This window comes from Roseateles flavus (genome assembly GCF_039872765.1).
Classification (GTDB): domain Bacteria; phylum Pseudomonadota; class Gammaproteobacteria; order Burkholderiales; family Burkholderiaceae_C; genus Roseateles_B; species Roseateles_B flavus.
The window spans coordinates 302137-318946 of record NZ_JBDPZC010000002.1 but is presented as its reverse complement, the minus strand read 5'-3'; the positions used below and the strand labels follow the sequence as shown (position 1 = coordinate 318946).

Below are 16810 nucleotides of genomic sequence, written 5' to 3'. Positions count from 1 at the left end.
ACGCTCTTCCCGAGCGGGGCCCGAGGATCCGGCTTTGCCGGGCCTCTGGGCCCGCCCCCTTGAGGGGGCGCGCGAAGCGCGTAGGGGGTGGACCATCAACTACTCTTGCGGACGCGCAAGTACCACTCGCAGAGCAAGCGCACCTGCTTGGCCGTGTAGCCCTTGTCGACCATGCGCTGCACGAAGTTCTCGTGCTTCTTGGCCTCCTCGGCACTGGCCTTGGCGTTGAAGCTGATCACGGGCAGCAGCTCCTCGGTGTTGGAGAACATCTTCTTCTCGATCACCGTGCGCAGCTTCTCGTAGCTGGTCCAGGCCGGGTTCTTGCCGGCGTTGTTGGCGCGGGCCCGCAGCACGAAGTTGACGATCTCGTTGCGGAAGTCCTTGGGGTTGCTGATGCCCGCGGGCTTCTCGATCTTCTCCAGCTCGGCGTTCAGCGCCGAGCGGTCGAAGACCTCGCCGGTGTCCGTGTCGCGGTACTCCTGGTCCTGGATCCAGTAGTCGGCGTAGGTGACGTAGCGGTCGAAGATGTTCTGGCCGTACTCGGAATAGCTCTCCAGGTAGGCCGTCTGTATCTCCTTGCCGATGAACTCCGCATAGCGCGGCGCCAGCGCCTCCTTGATGAAGCCGACGTACTTCTGCTCCAGCTCGCCCGAGAACTGCTCGCGCTCGATCTGCTGCTCCAGCACGTACATCAGGTGCACGGGATTGGCCGCGACCTCGCTGGGGTCGAAGTTGAAGACCTTGGAGAGGATCTTGTAGGCAAATCGCGTGCTGATGCCGTTCATGCCCTCGTCCACGCCGGCGTAGTCGCGGTACTCCTGCAGGCTCTTGGCGCGCGGGTCGGTGTCCTTGAGGTTGTCGCCGTCGTAGACCTGCATCTTGGAGTAGAGCGTCGAGTTCTCCGGCTCCTTCAGCCGGGTCAGCACCGCGAACTGCGCCATCATCTTCAGCGTGCCCGGGGCGCACTTGGCCTCGGCGAGCGAGGAGCCGCGGATCAGCTTCTCGTAGATCTTCATCTCCTCGCTGACACGCAGGCAGTAAGGCACCTTGACGATGTAGATGCGGTCGAGGAAGGCCTCGTTGTTCTTGTTGTTGCGGAAGGTCTTCCATTCGCTCTCGTTGCTGTGCGCCAGCACGATGCCGTCGAAGGGAATGGCACCAAAGCCTTCCGTGCCCTTGAAGTTGCCTTCCTGCGTGGCAGTCAGCAGCGGGTGCAGCACCTTGATGGGCGCCTTGAACATCTCCACGAACTCCAGCAGGCCCTGGTTGGCCAGGCACAGGCCGCCGCTGTAGCTGTAGGCATCGGGGTCGTCTTGCGCGTAGGTCTCGAGCTTGCGGATGTCGACCTTGCCGACCAGGCTGGAGATGTCCTGGTTGTTCTCGTCACCCGGCTCGGTCTTGGCCACGCCGATCTGCTTGAGCACGCTGGGGTAGCGCTTGATCACGCGGAACTTGCGGATGTCGCCGCCGAACTCGTCCAGGCGCTTGACGGCCCACGGCGAGAGGATGCGGTTGAGGTAGCGGCTGGGGATGCCGAACTCCTTCTCGAGCAGCGGGCCGTCCTCCACCGGGTCGAAAAGGCCCAGCGGCGATTCGTTCACCGGCGAGTCCTTCAGCGCGTAGAAGGGCACCTGCTCCATCAGCTGCTTGAGCCGCTCGGCGATGGAGCTCTTGCCGCCGCCCACCGGGCCCAGCAGGTAGAGGATCTGCTTCTTTTCCTCCAGGCCCTGTGCGGCGTGGCGGAAGTAGCTGACGACCTGCTCGATGGCCTCCTCCATGCCGTAGAACTCGGCAAAGGCGGGGTACAGCTTGATGGTCTTGTTGGCGAAGATGCGCGAGAGCCGTGGGTCGTTGCGCGTGTCCACCATCTGCGGTTCGCCGATGGCCCTGAGCATGCGCTCCGCGGCGGTGGCGTAGGCGAGGGGATTGCGCTTGCACTCGGCCAGGTACTCTTCGAGCGAGAGCTCTTCGATCCGGCTGCGCTCGTAGCGTGCGGTGTAGTTGCTGATCACGTCCATGCTGACCTCCTATGTTCGTTGGAGGCGATGCCGGGCATATGACATCCGGCATCGTCCGGGAAGTTCTGGTGACGTCCTGGGGCAAGGCGTCATCAGAGCTTTCCGAGCATCAGCGCTGGTCAGCAGCGTCGTGCAGCGGGGGATCCGGCAGTCCTCGAAAAAGGCCCGTGCGGGGCGACTTCTCAAGGCCTGTCTGCTGCAATCAGGGGCCGGTTCCCATCCTACGCCGCTTGTCGTGGCGAGGAAGGACACAAGACCTGACCCCTCATGGCTTCACTTGTAGTCCTTTCACGATGACTTCGCAACGCTGTCCTGTGGGGGCGCGTTTACAGCATAGACCCCTGCATGATGCGCGGGCAGGAAATCCGGTGTCGAAAGGCGTGAAAAAAAGCCGTGCGCAGGGCACGGCTTTGGGGGCGTGGACGCGTGTCAGGCGCAGCGCGGCTTCACGGAGGCTTCACTGAGGCCCGCGCAGGCGCTCGATCAGGCCGTTGAGCTCGTCCAGCGAGCTGAACTGGATGGCGATCTCGCCGGACTCGCCGCGCCGCGTCTTCTTCTTCACGCGGATCTCTACCTGTGCGGTCAGCAGATCGGACAGCTCCTCCTCCAGGCGCAGCACGTCGCGACTCTTGTCGCCCTTGACGCGCAGCAGCGGTGCCTGGCGGCCGGCGCCCTGGTGGCGCTGCACCAGCTTCTCGGCCTCGCGCACGCTCAGCTTCTTGGCGGCGATTTCAGTCGCGCTGGTGATCTGGTGAGCGCCGTCCAGGGCCAGCAGGGCGCGGGCATGGCCCATGTCGAGGTCACCCGCCATCAGCATGGCCTGCACCGGCTCGGCCAGGTTCAGCAGGCGCAGCAGGTTGCTGGCGGCGCTGCGCGAGCGGCCCACGGCCTGTGCAGCCTGCTCGTGAGTGAGCCCAAACTCGTCCGTGAGGCGTTTCAGGCCCTGGGCCTCTTCCAGCGGGTTGAGGTCCTCGCGCTGGATGTTCTCGATGAGGGCCATGGCCGCTGCGGCTTCATCCGGCACAGCCTTGACCAGCACCGGCACATCGCGCAGGCCGGCCAGCTTGGCGGCGCGGAAGCGGCGCTCGCCGGCGATGATCTCGTAGCGGGCCACGCCGTCCTTGGAAGCGTCGGCGCCAATGGGGCGGACCAGGATGGGCTGCATGATGCCCTGGCCCTTGATGCTCTCGGCCAGCTCGTAGAGCGAGCCCTCGTCCATGCGCGTGCGGGGCTGGTATTTGCCGGCCTGCATCTGCTCCAGGCGCAGTGTGCTGGGCTCGCCTTCGCGCGCGGCGGGCGTTTCAGAGACTTTGGGGCCCAGCAGGGCCTCCAGGCCCATGCCGAGGCCCTTGGGTTTTTTCGTGACCATGGGGTGGATTGTCGCAAAGTGCCGTTGCGCCCCTGCGCGCAGCGCCAGAGGATTTTTTCAGGCGACCTGCATCCAGATCGACGCTCCCTGCATCCAAGCAGAAGAGACCTCCATGTGGCGGGGTCCTGAAACGAGGAGCGCTTGCATGTCGAAACCCCAGATGAAACGGCAGACACAAGGCCTGGCCCTGGCGGCCGCCCTGATGCTGAGCCCGCTGAGCATGGCCGCGCCAGGCACCGGCTCGCCCCTGGTCCTGCCACCCGCAGAGCAGGCGGCCCTGGGCCAGCAGATCGGCCTGCGCCTGAACCGGGACTATCACGACCTGACCCGGGTCCCCGCCGCGCTGGCAGCCCTGAAGCCGCAGGCCGGGGCCTTGCCAGGCCCGGTCCTGGCCGAGGCCTGGACCCGCCTGCTGCAGGATCAGCTCAACGATGCCCATGCCCGCCTGGTCTACAGCCCCGAGGCCTTGCCGCTGGACGCTGACGCAGCCGAGGAGGGCCCCTCCGGCCCTCCTCCCGAGGTGATGCGCCACCTGAACTGCGGCGTGGAGCGCGTGGAGCACTATCCCGGCAATATCGGCTACCTGCGCGTGGATGCCATGGCCCCGCCCGAGGCCTGCGCGCCCACGATGGCGGCCGCCTTGCAGGTGCTGGCACAGAGCGATGCCCTGATCCTGGACCTTCGCCGCAACCACGGGGGCAGCCCGGCCATGGTGCAATGGCTGGCCAGCCACCTCCTGCCGCCGCAGACAGCCCTGAGTTCCATGGTCCGTGCCCGTGATGCATCCAGCGAAGCCCTGAAGACGCAGGCCGGCCTGCCGGGGCCGGACCTGAGCCGAGTCCCGCTGTACCTGCTCACCAGTAGCAAGACCTTCTCGGCCGGCGAGCACCTGGCCTACGACCTGCAGCAGACCGGCCGCGCCACGGTGCTCGGCGAAGCCAGCGGCGGCGGGGCCAATCCCGGCGCCTTCCGGACGGTGCATCCGCACTTCCGCCTGTGGGTGTCGCTGGCGCGCTCGGTGAGCCCGGTCACGGGTGGCAACTGGGAAGGGCACGGCGTCCAGCCCGATCAGCGCGCCAAGGCGCCCGAGGCGCGTCGCGCGGCCTATGGCCGTGCCTTGAAGGATCTGGTGCAGGCCAAGGCAGCGACGGCGATGCCGGGCGAGCGGGAAGCGCTGCTGGCCGAGCTGGATGAGGTCGCCAAGCGACTGGGGCTCTGAACCCCACCCCGGGGCCTGGCCTGACAGCGCGGGGCCCCGCATTGATGAAGGAATCCGACGATGGACAACGTGAACGAGCTGTTTGTGGGCCTGGGGATGATCGTGGTGACGCTTGTCGCCATCATCGGCCCGGTGATGGTGCTGCTGCGCCTGATGCGCCACCAGACCCGCCAGAAGGAACAGCGCTACCGCTTCCTGCTGGACCTGGCCGACCGCCACCAGGTGCTGCCGCCGGAGCTGCTGAAGGAGCCCACGCCGACCGAGGCAGACCGCCGCCGCGGCCTGGTGCTGGTCAGCGCGGCCGTGGGCATCTGGCTGAGCCTGCAGCTGCTGCCGCTGGAGTACAGCGAGGGGCATCGCCTGGGCGAGTTGTGGGGCCTGGCCTGCCTGCCGTTGATGGTGGGCCTGGGCTACCTGGCCAGCTGGTGGCTGGGCCAGCGCGGCCAGCGGGCCGATGGCTGAGCCGCTCGACCCGGAGGACCGGCTGGACCGGCTCCTCGTGCGGCGGGTGCTGGACACCGGTGAGGCACAGGCCTTCGAGCAGCTGCTGCGGCGCCACCAGGGCCTGGTCCGGGCCCAGCTGCGCCGCCTGCTTCATGGCGACGCCGCCCAGGCGGACGAGCTGGCGCAGGAGGTCTTCCTGCGTCTGTGGCGCAAGCTGGACCAGTACCGCGGCGAGGCCCGCTTCGCGACCTGGCTGTTCCGCCTGGCCTACACCGTGTTCCTGGAGTCGCGTCGCAAGAGCCAGCTGCCCCTGGAGGAGGACGCGGACCTGGAAGGCGCGGCCGGTGCTGACCTCGGCCCCTCGCCGGCCCTGCGCCTGGACCTGCAGCAGGCCCTGGAGCGCCTGCCCCGCCCGGAGCGCCAGGCCCTGATGCATTGCGCCGAGCTGGGCCTGAGCCACGAGGAGGCCGCGCAGGTGATGGGACTGCCCCTGGGCACGCTGAAGTCGCATGTGCAACGAGGCAAGCAGCGCCTGCGAAGCTGGTTGCAGGACTGGAAGGAGACGACGCCATGAGCGAGTTGAATCACGAGACCCTCGGGCCTTCGGATCCGGACGACGAGGCCGCGCTGGACGCCTGGCTGGCCCAGGCCCGGCTCGACCCGGTGCCTGACGACGGTTTCAGCGCGGCGCTGATGCAGCGCCTGCCCGACCCCGGGCGCTACCGCCGGCGCTCGAAGGCGCCCTTGTGGGGGGCGGGGCTGGGCGGCGGTCTGCTGGTCTGGCAGCTGGCCGGCACGGGCCTGCTGCCCCAGGCCCTGGCTGGTGGAGCGGCAGGCCTGCTCACGCCGGCGCTGGGCGTCGTCCTGGCCTGCGTGCTGGGCCTCAGCGCCGGGGTGAGCGGCTGGGTCTGGGCTGAGCGCGAGGGCTGAGCGCGGCCGGGCCTCTCTCAGCGCCTCTCAGCGCGTCTCTCCGCACAGCGTCGCCAGCAGGGCCTGGCCCTCGGGCCAGTCGCCCAGGCCGCTTTCGGTATTGAGATGGCCGCGCGGTCCCGCCATCACCAGGCGGGCGCCCCAGTCGGCGGCCATCTGGCCGGCCCGCTCGGGCGCGCAGTAGGGGTCGTCGCAAGAGACCACGGCGATGGCCGGGAAGGGCAGGCGAGGGCGGCGGATGGGCCGCCAGTTGTGCAGCTGGGGCGGCATGTCCTCGCGCTCGGTGTCGGGCGGCGCCACCAGCAGGGCGCCGCGCACGCGGCCGGTGTGCTGCGAATGCGCAGCCCAGGCCGCCACCAGTTGGCAGCCCAGGCTGTGGGCCACGAGCACGGCGGGTGTCTGCGCCAGGCGCTTGTCGGTCAGCAGCACCTCGTCCAGCCGCGCCATCCAGTCGCCGCGGCGCGGCCACGCCCAGTCGGCCTGCTCGATGCGGACATGGCCCAGCTGCCGCTCCCAGCGGCTCTGCCAGTGCTCAGGATCGGAATTGAGCCAGCCGGGCAGCAGGTAGACGGGTGGGGGCGTGTCGCAGGAGGGCAGAGGCATCATCAGGGGCGAAGGATGGGGCCCGCCCTGCACAGCCGGGGGGCCGGGTCATCCCTTATGCTGTCGGATTGTTCCCATTGATTGTGCTGGAGATCTCATGACGTACACCGTGTTTGTGGATGGACAGGAAGGCACCACGGGCCTGCGCATCCATGAGTACCTGGCCCAGCGCAGCGACATCGAGGTGCTGCGCATTGACGCCGACAAGCGCAAGGACGCCACCGAGCGTGCCCGCCTGCTCAACGCCGCCGACGTGGCCTTCCTGTGCCTGCCGGATGCCGCCTCCCGCGAGGCGGCGGCCATGATCAGCAACCCCAACACCTGCCTGATCGACGCCAGCACCGCCCACCGCACCGTGCCGGGCTGGACCTTCGGCCTGCCGGAGCTGTGCAGGGGCCAGCGTGAGGCCATCCGCGGTGCCAAGCGCATCGCCAACCCGGGCTGCCACGCCAGCGCCTTCATCCTGGCCGTGCGCCCCCTGGTGGATGCCGGCCTGCTGGCGCCCGAGGCCCTGATCTCGGCCACCTCCATCACCGGTTATTCCGGCGGCGGCAAGGGCATGATCGCGGAGTACGAGGCCGGCGGGAATGCCCAGCTGAAGTCGCCGCGCCCCTATGCCCTGGGCCTGGCCCACAAGCACCTGCCCGAGATGATGGCGCACACCGGCCTGAAGACGGCGCCCGTGTTCATGCCCATCGTGGCCGATTTCTACAAGGGCCTGGCCGTCACCGTGCCCCTGCACCTGCAGCAGCTGCGTGCGGGCACCAGCCCTGAGCAGGTGCGCGAGGCCCTGGCCGCGCACTACGAGGGTGAGCGTTTCATCCGCGTGATGCCTCTGCGCGATGCCGACACCCTGGCCGGCGGCTTCTTCGACGTGCAGGCCTGCAATGACACGAACCGCGTGGACCTGTTCGTCTTCGGCAGTGACACGCAGATCCTCGTCATGGCCCGCCTGGACAACCTGGGCAAGGGCGCCAGCGGCGCCGCGGTGCAGAGCATGAACGTGCACCTGGGCGTGGACGAGACCCTGGGCCTGGTCTGAGCCCACTCTCCATGCGCTGGAGCAGCGACGAGGCGGTGTCCGCTGCAGACCTGCAGGCCCTGCGCGAAGGCGTGATCCTGCACGGCCGGCAGCAGGCCCAGGGCAGCGATGCCCGGGACATCGCCTGCGCCGTCCATGACGAGGACGGCACCCTGCTGGCCGGTGCCTGCGGCCGCACCGAATTCGAGCGGCTCTACATCGACTACCTGTGGGTCCACCCGGACCGCCGCGGCGAGGGCCTGGGCGGCGACACCCTGCGCCGCCTGGAAGCCCAGGCCCTGCGACGCGGCTGCCGCGATGCCCTGGCCGAGACGCTGCTGGATGATGCCGCGGCGATCTACGAGCACCTGGGCTATGCCTGCATCGCCCACGTCCACGACTTCGTGCCCGGCTTCACCCGGCACACCCTGCTGAAGGTCTGGCGGGCGCGGGACTGAGGTCCACGGGCCCGGCCCTGCTGAAGCGGCAGGAGCTTACTGCAGCACCATCTCCACCCGCCGGTTGCGGGCACGGCCGTCCTCGTCGGCATTGGAGGCCAGGGGCGCGATATTGGCGGCGCCCTTGGCGCTGAGGCGGCTGGCCTCGATGCCGTAGGGCGGCTTGCCCAGGGCGGCGACCACGGCCTGCGCCCGGGCCAGGGACAGCAGCTGGTTGGCCTCGAAGCCGCCGATGTTGTCCGTGTGGCCGACGATGAAGACCCGCAGCTTGGGGTCGGCCTTCAACACCTGGGCCATCTCGGCCAGCTGGGCCTGGGACTCGGGCTTGACCTCGCTCTTGCCGGTGTCGAAGAAGAGACCGTACAGCGCCACCTTGCCTTCGGCCTTCAGGCCCTGGCCGATGGCACCGGCATCGACCGTGACCTGGCCGGTGGGCATGGCCTTGGGCTCGACGATCTCGATGTAGGTGGCCGTGCGGTGCGTGTCGGAGTTCTGGGCCATGGAGCTGTACAGCATCAGGTGCAGGGTCCGGCCTCCCTGGCTCAGCTGGCCGACCAGCATGCGGCCGCCCTCGTGGCTGAGGCTGGACTCCAGCGACCAGCGGCCCCCGGAGGGCTTGCTCATATTGGGCAGGTCACCCTTGGACCAGGCCATGCCGCGCAGCCGCTCGTTCTTGTTCAGCGCGAAGTAGGCCTTGGTGCAGCCCTGCTCCTTGCTTTCGCAGGTCCAGACGGTCTTGAAGCCGGCGGCCTGCAAGGCCTGCTGGTGGTTGCGGAAGACCTCCAGCGGCCCTTTGTCCAGCGGGGCCAGGTAGAACAGGCGTGTGATCTTGCCCTCCAGCGGCTGCGGATTGGCGAAGAGGTCGCCGTTCTTGGCCACTCCGCTGGCATCGGGGAAGAAGCGCTGTTCCCAGTCCTGCTGGGCATAGCCTACGAGCAGGCTGCCGCTGAAACGCCGCAGCACGGGGTGGTCGCTGCTGCCCGGCGCGTCAGCCGTGGGCGCATCGGCCAGGGCGGGCAGGGGTGACAGGGCGGTGCCCAGCGCCAGGAGGGCGCCGGCGCCGAGTGCACGGATGGATGCCATGAGGTGTTCTCCAGAAGACAGGGGAGCCCGCCACCGGGCTCCCCTGCGGGATGCAGGGGCGGGGGAGGGCTGCTTACTGCAGCACCATCTCTACGCGACGGTTGCGGGCGCGGCCGTCCTCGCCGGCATTGCTGGCCAGTGGGGCGAAGCTGGCAACGCCGCGGGCCTGCAGCCGGCCGGCCGCGATGCCGCGCTGCACCAGGGCCGCGACGACGGCCTGCGCCCGGCCCTGGCTCAGCGCCAGATTGGCGTCGATGCCGCCGACGTTGTCGGTGTGGCCGACGATCAGCACTTTGAGCGCGGGCTGGGCCTTGAGGGCGGTGACCATCTGGTCCAGCTGCGCCTGGCTCTCGGGCTTGACCTCGGTCTTGCCGGTGTCGAAGAACAGGCCGTAGAGCGCGATCTTGCCCTCGGTCTGCAGGCCCTGGCCCAGGGCCTTGGCGTCCACCGTGACCTGGCCGGTGGCCATGGCCTTGGGCTCGACGATCTCGATGTAGGTGGCGGTGCGCCCGGTGTGGGCGTTGTCGGCGATCGAGGTGTAGAGCAGCACCTGGAGGTTGCGGCCGCCGCTGGACAGCGTGCCCACCAGCATGCGCCCCTGCTCGTAGCTCAGGGACATCTCCAGGTTCCAGCTGCTGTCGCGGTAGGCAGCGTCGATGCCGGGCAGGTCACCCTCAGCCCAGCGCATGCCCTTGGCGCGCTCGTAGCCGTCCAGCGCGAAGTAGGCGCGGGCGCAGCCCTGGGCCTCGGTCTCGCAGGTCCAGGTGGTCTTGAAGCCCGCGCCCATCAGGGCCTGCTGGTAGTTTCGGAAGACCTCCAGTGGGCTCTTGCCCAGGGGGGCGAGGTAGAACAGCCGCGTCACCTTGCCTTCGACAGCGACCGGATTCGCAAAGCGGTTGTCGTCCTTGGCGGCTCCGCGTGCATCGGGAAACTGGCGCTGGTCCCAGTCCTGCTGGGCATAGCCCACCAGCAGGCTGCCGCTGAAGCGCTGCAGGACCGGGTGGTCCTTGGCCCCGGGAACGTCGGCCCTGGGCGCCGCGGCCTGGGCCGCGAAGGCACTCAGGGCCAGACCCAGCAGCAGGGCAGGGCGGGTCAGGCGGGGGAGGCTGGAGAGGCGCATCGACAGCGTCTTTCATGGGAGTGGCAATGCAGGGGGATGCTACCCAGCACACTTCTACATGATGTAACGATGTGCTTGCCCCGCCCCCCTTGGCCGGCGGGCTCAGCGAAGGTCTTGTGGCGGGCTGCGGAAGTGGTAGCGATAGGCCTGCTGGAAGCCCAGGCCGCGGTACAGGGCCAGGGCCGGTGCATTGGCCTCGCCCACCTGCAGATAGGCCCGGCGCGCGCCCTGTGCGCAGGCCTGCTGCAGCAGGGCCAGGCACAGGCTGCGGGCGTGCCCCTGGCCGCGGAAGGGGGCGGGCGTGTAGATGTCGTAGAGGCCCACCCAGTCGCCCTCGCGGGCGATCTGGCCGCAGGCGAGCAGCTCCCAGCCGCGGATGGTGTTGCGGCGCAGCCAGAAGCCCTGGTAGGGCACGGGGGACTGCGATTGCCGCTCCGCCTGGGACTGGACCTCGAGCGCGCTGCTGCCCTTGAGCTCGCCCATCTGGCGAGCGAAGTCCAGGGCATCCACCGCATGCAAGACCTGACCCCTGGGCAGGGGCCAGCCCATGACATCGTCCAGCCGGGGCCGCACCAGGACCTCGGCGGCGTCATAGGCGGGCCAGCCCTTGGCGGCCAGCAGAGCATCCAGCTCCGGCGGCTGGGTGAATGGCGTGATGCGTACCACCAGGGGCAGGCCTGCGGCATGGAAGCTGCGGGCGCAGCGGGCCAGCAGTTCCTCCACGGGCAGCGAGCCCGGTTCGAGGGCGTTGATGCAGCGGGCGCGCTTGGCCTGACCGGGGGAGAGCCGGATCAGCCAGCCCTCGATGCGGGATTCCTGCGGCGGCGAGGTGGCGTTGAGGCCGGCCTGTTCGGCCTGTCGTCCCAGTTCAGCCAGCTCGGCGGCGTCCATGTCACATGGCCGAGATGCGGCGCACCATTTCTCGGGCGAACTCGACAAAGGACTGGGCGCCCTTGGACGAGGGATCGAAGACCACCCCCGGGAGGCCGTAGCTGGGGGCTTCCGCCAGACGCACATTGCGCGGGATCACGGTGTCGAAGACCTTCTCGCCGAAGTGCGCCTTCAGCTGCTCGCTGACCTGGTTCTGCAGCGTGATGCGGGGGTCGAACATGACGCGCAGCAGGCCGATGATCTGCAGGTCAGGGTTCAGGTTGGCGTGGACCTGCTTGATGGTGTTCACCAGATCCGACAGGCCCTCCAGGGCGAAGTACTCGCACTGCATGGGCACGATCACGCCGTGGGCTGAGCACAGGCCGTTCAGCGTCAGCATGGAGAGGGACGGCGGGCAGTCGATCAGCACAAAGTCGTAGTCGCCCTCGGCGGCCTTCAGCGCGGCCTTGAGACGGCGCTCGCGGCGCTCGAGTTCCACCAGCTCGACCTCGGCACCGGCCAGTTCGCGATTGGCGCCGAGCACGTCGTAGCCCACCTTCTCGTTGCGCTGCCGGGCTTCGGCGATGCTGGCGGACTCCAGCAGCACGTCGTAGACGCTCAGTTCCAGCGCCCGCTTGTCCACGCCCGAGCCCATGGTGGCATTGCCCTGCGGGTCCAGGTCGACCACCAGCACCCGCTGGCCGACCTTGGCCAGGCCCGCAGCAAGATTGACGGTGGTGGTGGTCTTGCCGACCCCACCTTTTTGATTGGCGACGCAGAAAATCTTCATGGTGGCTCCCCCCCTACGCGCTGCGGGCATCCCCGAAAAGGGCAGGCCCGGCGAAGCCGGATCTTCGGGCTCCACTCGGTCATCGGGTGCGTGGTGTGCTTAGGGGGGCTATCGTACTTGGGATGGTGAGAGGCACCGAGCTTATGCGGCGGTTTTGATCCAGATGAGACAGCGCTGGGCATCCAGGCCGGGCACCTGGAGTTGTTCCACGTGAAACACGCTCAAGTCCGGGGGCAGGGCGGCGAGCTCGTCGTCTGGGTGCTGACCCTTCATGGCCAGCCAGATGGCGCCGGGCTTGAGATGCTGGCGGGTGAGCGTGGTGAAGTCCAGCAAGGAGGCAAAGGCCCGGGAGGTGATGACGTCGAAGGGCGGCACCTTCAGGTCCTCCACACGGGCATGCAGACCATGCAGATTGGGAAGACGCAGCTCGGCCGCGACTTGCTGGATGAAGCTGGCCTTCTTGGCCACGGCGTCCACACAGCTGACATCCAGGCCGGGTTCGCAGATGGCCACCACCACGCCGGGCAGGCCGCCGCCGCTGCCGACGTCCATCAGACGCTGGCCGGGCTGTGCGGCTGGAACTGCGGCTGGAACTGCAGCCAAATGGCGGCGCAGGGCAGGAATCAGGCTGAGGCTGTCTACCAGATGCTGGACCAGCATGGCCTGCGGATCACGCACGGCGGTCAGGTTGTAGACCTTGTTCCATTTCTGGATCAGGCCCAGATAGTCCAGGAGTTGCTGCAGCTGGGTCTCGCTGAGGTCGAGGCCCAGGGTCTGGGCGGCCTCACGCAAGGGGGCAAGAAGTTCGGTGGCGCTCATGCGGTGGGGGGTCTCAGGCTTGGGTGATGAGTGGAGGCCGGGGAGTCAGGCGCCGGCGCCTGCGCCCGGCGGTCGCGCGGGCAGTCAGGCGGCTCATGCGCTGATCCTGGCGTCGTCCGCGAAGCCCTTGAAACGACCCTTCTTGAGGTGGACCAGGAGCAAGGAGATGGCTGCAGGCGTCACGCCCGAAATGCGCGAAGCCTGGCCCAGGGTCTCGGGCCGGTGCTTGTTGAGCTTCTGGCGCACCTCGAAGGAGAGGGCGGTGACCTGGGCGTAGTCCAGCTCCTCGGGCAGCTTGAGATGCTCGAAATGGGCCGCGCGGGCGACGTCCTCCGTCTGCTTGCTGATGTAGCCGGCGTACTTGACGCTGGTCTCCACCTGCTCGATCACGGCGGCGGCCAGGGTGCTCCCCAGTTCGGTATCGAGGGTTTCACGTGAAACGCCGGCTTCGGGCCGCGCAATGGCGGCGACCTCCACCACGGTGCCATAGCTCACGCCGGGCCGGCGCAGCAAGTCGACCAGGTTGTATTCGCGTTCCAGGGCCTTGCCCACGAGGCGCTCGGCGTCTGCCGCAGGAAGGATGCCAGGATGGACCCAGGTGCTCTTCAGCCTCTCTGTTTCACGTGAAACAGCATCGCGCTTGCGATTGAAGGCCTCCCAGCGCGCGTCATCCACCAGGCCCAGTTCGCGGCCCTTTTCGGTCAGACGCATGTCGGCGTTGTCTTCCCGCAGTTGCAGACGGAACTCGGCGCGGCTGGTGAACATGCGGTAGGGCTCGGTCACGCCCTTGGTGATGAGGTCATCGACCAGCACGCCCAGGTAGGCCTGTTCGCGGCCGGGCAGCCAGGCCTCGCGCCCCTGCACCTGCAGGGCAGCGTTCATGCCCGCGAAGAGTCCCTGGGCGGCTGCTTCCTCGTAGCCCGTGGTGCCGTTGATCTGGCCCGCGAAGAACAGGCCCTGGATGGCTCGTGTCTCGAAGCTGGACTTCAGCTCGCGCGGGTCGAAGTAGTCGTATTCGATGGCATAGCCCGGGCGCAGGATGTGCGCGTTCTCCAGGCCGGGGATGGTCTGGACGGCCGCCAGCTGGATGTCAAAGGGCAGGGAGGTGGAAATGCCGTTGGGATAGAACTCGTGCGTGCTCAGGCCTTCGGGCTCGAGGAAGATCTGGTGCGAGTCCTTGTCGGCGAAGCGGTTGATCTTGTCCTCGATGGAGGGGCAATAGCGCGGGCCCACGCCTTCGATCACGCCGGTGAACATGGGGCTGCGGTCAAAGCCGGAGCGGATGACGGCGTGCGTGCGCTCGTTGGTGTGGGTGATCCAGCAGGGTAGCTGGCGGGGATGTTGGTCCGCCGAGCCCATGAAGCTGAACACGGGCACGGGGTCCAGATCGCCCGGCTGTTCGGTGCACTGCGAGAAGTCGATGCTGCGGCCGTCGATGCGCGGCGGGGTGCCGGTCTTGAGGCGGCCCTGTGGCAGCTTGAGCTCCTTCAGTCGGCCAGACAGGCTCACCGCCGGCGGATCGCCCGCGCGGCCGGCGCTGTAGTTCTCAAGGCCGATGTGGATGCGACCGTCGAGGAAGGTGCCTGCTGTCAGCACCACGGCACGCGCGCGGAAGCGCAAACCGGACTGGGTCACGGCACCGACGACGCGATCGCCTTCCACCATGAGGTCGTCCACTGCCTGCTGGAACAGCCACAGGTTCGCCTGGTTTTCGAGACGATGGCGGATGGCCGCCTTGTAGAGCACGCGATCGGCCTGGGCGCGGGTAGCGCGCACCGCGGGTCCCTTGGAGCCATTGAGGATGCGGAACTGGATGCCCGATTCGTCTGTGGCTGCTGCCATGGCACCGCCCAGCGCATCCACCTCTTTGACCAAATGCCCCTTGCCGATGCCACCGATGGACGGGTTGCAGCTCATCTGCCCCAGGGTCTCGATATTGTGGGTCAGCAGCAGCGTGCGCACGCCCATGCGGGCGGCGGCCAAGGCGGCCTCGGTGCCGGCATGACCGCCGCCAACCACGATGACGTCGAACTCTTTGGGATACAGCATGGCAAGGGCAGGGGCCCGCAAGCGCCTTGACAGCGTGGGGCCCGAGATCAGCAGCGGGAAGGGCAAGGATTTTACCGGGGCCTGTGGATAAGTGCGAGCAGGGCACCATCATCCCCACGGCCCTGCACACGCCCCGCGGCAGCACCCTGTGCGTTCAGGCCGCGGTGGGCCGGGTCGACGGGTGGCCGATGTCCCCCGCGACAAAGCGCGCCGTGGCGGCCAGAGCCTGGGCCAGGGGCGCGGCGCGCAGGCCCCAGCGCTGGTTCAGCGCCTGGGCTGGTCCGGTGTCGAAGGCGGGGTCCTGGATCAGGAAATCCAGGCCTTCGGCGGAGGCGCCGCTCCAGGCAGCGACGCCGGGCAGGCGCAGCAGGCCCTGCATCAGGGCGACAGGAAGGGCCCAGCGAGGTGCCCTCACGTTCAACGAGGCTGCCAGCGCCCGGATCAGGCCGTGCAAGGGCGGGGAGGCCGGATCCATCAACAGGAAGTCGCCGGAGCGGACCTGCGGGTCCAGGGCCAGATGGGCGAGGAAGCCGGCCACCTCGTCCACGCTGACCAGGGGCAGCAGATGCCGGGGAGAGCCCGGCAGTGCCTGCAGGCGACCGCGGATCAGCTGCCGGCACAGCGCATGCAGCGCCGCGTGCGCAGGAAGCTCGCCCTCGACCGAATGCCCGCAGACGGTGGCCGGATGCACGCACAGCCAGGGCCGCCCCAGGCGCCGGGCCAGCGCGCTCATGTGGACCTGGGTCTCCAGCTTGCTGGCTTCGTAGCCGCCGATTCGACGGTAGATGCGCTGCCAATCCACCGGGCCCTCGGGGCGGATGCCCAGCTTGTCCAGTTGCGGGCGATGCTGGGTCATGTAGCCGCCCAGGGCCACGAAGCGGCCGGCGTGGCCTTGGGGGTCGGTCTGGGCTTCCCACAGCGCCTCGGTGGCTTGCAGCTGGGCGCGCCGCGCCTCGTCTGCATCCAGCCCCCATTCGAAGCGGGCGGCGAGGTGCAGCAGCGTGTGGGGACGCTGCGCCCGGACCAGCGCCTGTGCAGCGGCGACGTCCTCCAGCCGGTAGGGATGCGCAGCCAGGAGGGCCAGCCGGGCGTCGGAAATGCCGCGGGCTGACAACCACTGGCGCAGGCTTTGCAGCTGCGCGACGGGATCACGCAGAGCGAGTGCCAGGGGTTGTGTGAGGGCTCGCTGGAGCAAGGCATGGAGGAGCCAGCGACCGATCTGGCCGCTCGCGCCGGTGATGAGGATGGGGGTGGACATGGCGGAATGCGGAAGTGGAAAGCGCCATGCTCGAGCCTTGACTACACTCCAGGGTCAAGCACATTCGCTCCATTGCCTCGACTGCCCGGACATGCTCATCGGCGAACTTGCCGCACTCAGCGGCCTCAGCCACGACACCCTGCGCTTCTACGAGCGCCAGGGCCTCCTCCACGCCCTGCGCACCGCCAAGGGCTATCGTCGCTATGCACCGGAAGCGGCGGCGCGCCTGACGCTGATCCGCCTGGCCCAGGGCCTGGGCTTCAGCCTGGCGGAGATCCGCGAAGTCCTGGGCCAGATGGATGCCCTGCAGGCAGGCGGGCTGGACGCCGTGCAGGTGCAGGCCCTGCTGCAGGGCAAGCTGGCACAGATCGACGCCAGGCTCGACGAGCTGCGTTCCCTGCGGGCCCAGCTGGCAGATCAACTCGCGCGGGCCTGCCCGCTGCGCCTTCAGGTGGAGCAGGGCTGATGGAGTGCCGTCCCCGCTGTGCGGCCTGCTGCATCGCGCCTTCCATCAGCTCGCCCATTCCCGGCATGCCCATGGTGAATGGCATCAGCAAGCCGGCCGGCGTGCGCTGCGTGCAACTGGATGATCAGGACCGTTGCAAGATCTTCGGCCGGCCAGAGCGGCCGGCCGTCTGCGGCTCCCTGCAGCCTTCCGAGCTGATGTGCGGCGAGAGCCGTGAGCAGGCGATGCGCTGGCTCGGCTGGATGGAGGAGCAGACCTCGCCCCTGCCGCCCGCCTGATCCGGCCCGTGGCTT

At 68.5% G+C, this 16810-nt stretch carries 18 protein-coding genes; 8 read left to right on the top strand and 10 right to left on the bottom strand.

Going from position 1 to position 16810, the window contains the following annotated elements; genetic code table 11:
* Window positions 1-95: 95 nt before the first annotated feature.
* Together ABDJ40_RS07165 and ABDJ40_RS07160 are read right to left on the bottom strand one after the other, a co-directional pair.
* The gene (locus ABDJ40_RS07165) at window positions 96-2018 is read right to left on the bottom strand and encodes a PrkA family serine protein kinase (protein WP_347608103.1); all 1923 of its coding nucleotides are present in this window, start codon (window positions 2016-2018) and stop codon (window positions 96-98) included.
* A 457-nt stretch (window positions 2019-2475) separates the two neighbouring features.
* Window positions 2476-3387, bottom strand: a complete 912-nt coding sequence (locus tag ABDJ40_RS07160) for a ParB/RepB/Spo0J family partition protein (protein WP_269630668.1) — start codon at window positions 3385-3387, stop codon at window positions 2476-2478.
* A gap of 145 nt (window positions 3388-3532) precedes the next feature.
* On the opposite strand from ABDJ40_RS07160, the gene ABDJ40_RS07155 reads away from it, so the two are divergent.
* Genes ABDJ40_RS07155 through ABDJ40_RS07140 form a run of 4 tightly spaced genes read left to right on the top strand, consistent with a single transcriptional unit; the run spans window position 3533 to window position 5980 of the window.
* Window positions 3533-4606 (top strand): S41 family peptidase, encoded by a 1074-nt coding sequence (locus ABDJ40_RS07155; protein WP_347608099.1) that lies wholly within the window; start codon window positions 3533-3535, stop codon window positions 4604-4606.
* A gap of 60 nt (window positions 4607-4666) precedes the next feature.
* The gene (locus ABDJ40_RS07150) at window positions 4667-5068 is read left to right on the top strand and encodes a DUF6249 domain-containing protein (RefSeq protein WP_269630666.1); all 402 of its coding nucleotides are present in this window, start codon (window positions 4667-4669) and stop codon (window positions 5066-5068) included.
* Entirely contained in the window at window positions 5061-5624 is a 564-nt protein-coding gene (locus ABDJ40_RS07145; RefSeq protein ID WP_347608096.1) for an RNA polymerase sigma factor, read from the top strand. Before ABDJ40_RS07150 ends, ABDJ40_RS07145 begins: the two co-directional genes overlap by 8 nt.
* Entirely contained in the window at window positions 5621-5980 is a 360-nt protein-coding gene (locus ABDJ40_RS07140; protein ID WP_347608093.1) for a hypothetical protein, read from the top strand. The genes ABDJ40_RS07145 and ABDJ40_RS07140 overlap by 4 nt, the downstream gene beginning before the upstream one ends.
* 27 nt (window positions 5981-6007) lie before the next feature.
* Here ABDJ40_RS07140 and ABDJ40_RS07135 read toward each other — a convergent pair whose 3' ends face one another.
* A complete protein-coding gene (locus ABDJ40_RS07135) occupies window positions 6008-6586 on the bottom strand; it encodes an RBBP9/YdeN family alpha/beta hydrolase (protein ID WP_347608090.1) in 579 nt (192 codons plus the stop codon).
* A gap of 94 nt (window positions 6587-6680) precedes the next feature.
* On the opposite strand from ABDJ40_RS07135, the gene argC reads away from it, so the two are divergent.
* Window positions 6681-7625: an N-acetyl-gamma-glutamyl-phosphate reductase gene (gene argC / locus ABDJ40_RS07130; RefSeq protein WP_347608087.1), complete on the top strand. Its 945-nt coding sequence runs from the start codon at window positions 6681-6683 to the stop codon at window positions 7623-7625.
* 11 nt (window positions 7626-7636) lie between these two features.
* Window positions 7637-8062 (top strand): GNAT family N-acetyltransferase, encoded by a 426-nt coding sequence (locus ABDJ40_RS07125; protein ID WP_347608084.1) that lies wholly within the window; start codon window positions 7637-7639, stop codon window positions 8060-8062.
* A 36-nt stretch (window positions 8063-8098) separates the two neighbouring features.
* Here the strand turns inward: ABDJ40_RS07125 and ABDJ40_RS07120 are convergent, their stop codons facing one another.
* From ABDJ40_RS07120 to ABDJ40_RS07090, 7 genes are all read right to left on the bottom strand, one after another.
* Entirely contained in the window at window positions 8099-9145 is a 1047-nt protein-coding gene (locus ABDJ40_RS07120; RefSeq protein WP_347608081.1) for an OmpA family protein, read from the bottom strand.
* Between the two features lie 73 nt (window positions 9146-9218).
* Entirely contained in the window at window positions 9219-10265 is a 1047-nt protein-coding gene (locus ABDJ40_RS07115; RefSeq protein ID WP_347608078.1) for an OmpA family protein, read from the bottom strand.
* A 102-nt stretch (window positions 10266-10367) separates the two neighbouring features.
* The gene (locus ABDJ40_RS07110) at window positions 10368-11156 is read right to left on the bottom strand and encodes a GNAT family N-acetyltransferase (protein WP_347608075.1); all 789 of its coding nucleotides are present in this window, start codon (window positions 11154-11156) and stop codon (window positions 10368-10370) included.
* A gap of 1 nt (window position 11157) precedes the next feature.
* A complete protein-coding gene (locus ABDJ40_RS07105; protein WP_269630657.1) occupies window positions 11158-11925 on the bottom strand; it encodes a ParA family protein in 768 nt (255 codons plus the stop codon).
* 141 nt (window positions 11926-12066) lie between these two features.
* Complete coding sequence (gene rsmG / locus ABDJ40_RS07100) at window positions 12067-12744, bottom strand: 16S rRNA (guanine(527)-N(7))-methyltransferase RsmG (protein ID WP_347608072.1); 678 nt, start codon at window positions 12742-12744, stop codon at window positions 12067-12069.
* A gap of 93 nt (window positions 12745-12837) precedes the next feature.
* Window positions 12838-14793 (bottom strand): tRNA uridine-5-carboxymethylaminomethyl(34) synthesis enzyme MnmG, encoded by a 1956-nt coding sequence (mnmG, locus tag ABDJ40_RS07095; RefSeq protein ID WP_347608069.1) that lies wholly within the window; start codon window positions 14791-14793, stop codon window positions 12838-12840.
* A gap of 154 nt (window positions 14794-14947) precedes the next feature.
* A complete protein-coding gene (locus ABDJ40_RS07090) occupies window positions 14948-16051 on the bottom strand; it encodes an NAD-dependent epimerase/dehydratase family protein (protein ID WP_347608066.1) in 1104 nt (367 codons plus the stop codon).
* A 91-nt stretch (window positions 16052-16142) separates the two neighbouring features.
* Here ABDJ40_RS07090 and ABDJ40_RS07085 point away from each other — a divergent pair, with 91 nt between their 5' ends.
* Together ABDJ40_RS07085 and ABDJ40_RS07080 are read left to right on the top strand one after the other, a co-directional pair.
* The gene (locus ABDJ40_RS07085; protein WP_269630653.1) at window positions 16143-16517 is read left to right on the top strand and encodes a MerR family transcriptional regulator; all 375 of its coding nucleotides are present in this window, start codon (window positions 16143-16145) and stop codon (window positions 16515-16517) included.
* Window positions 16517-16795 (top strand): YkgJ family cysteine cluster protein, encoded by a 279-nt coding sequence (locus tag ABDJ40_RS07080; protein WP_347608063.1) that lies wholly within the window; start codon window positions 16517-16519, stop codon window positions 16793-16795. Before ABDJ40_RS07085 ends, ABDJ40_RS07080 begins: the two co-directional genes overlap by 1 nt.
* Window positions 16796-16810: the final 15 nt, after the last annotated feature.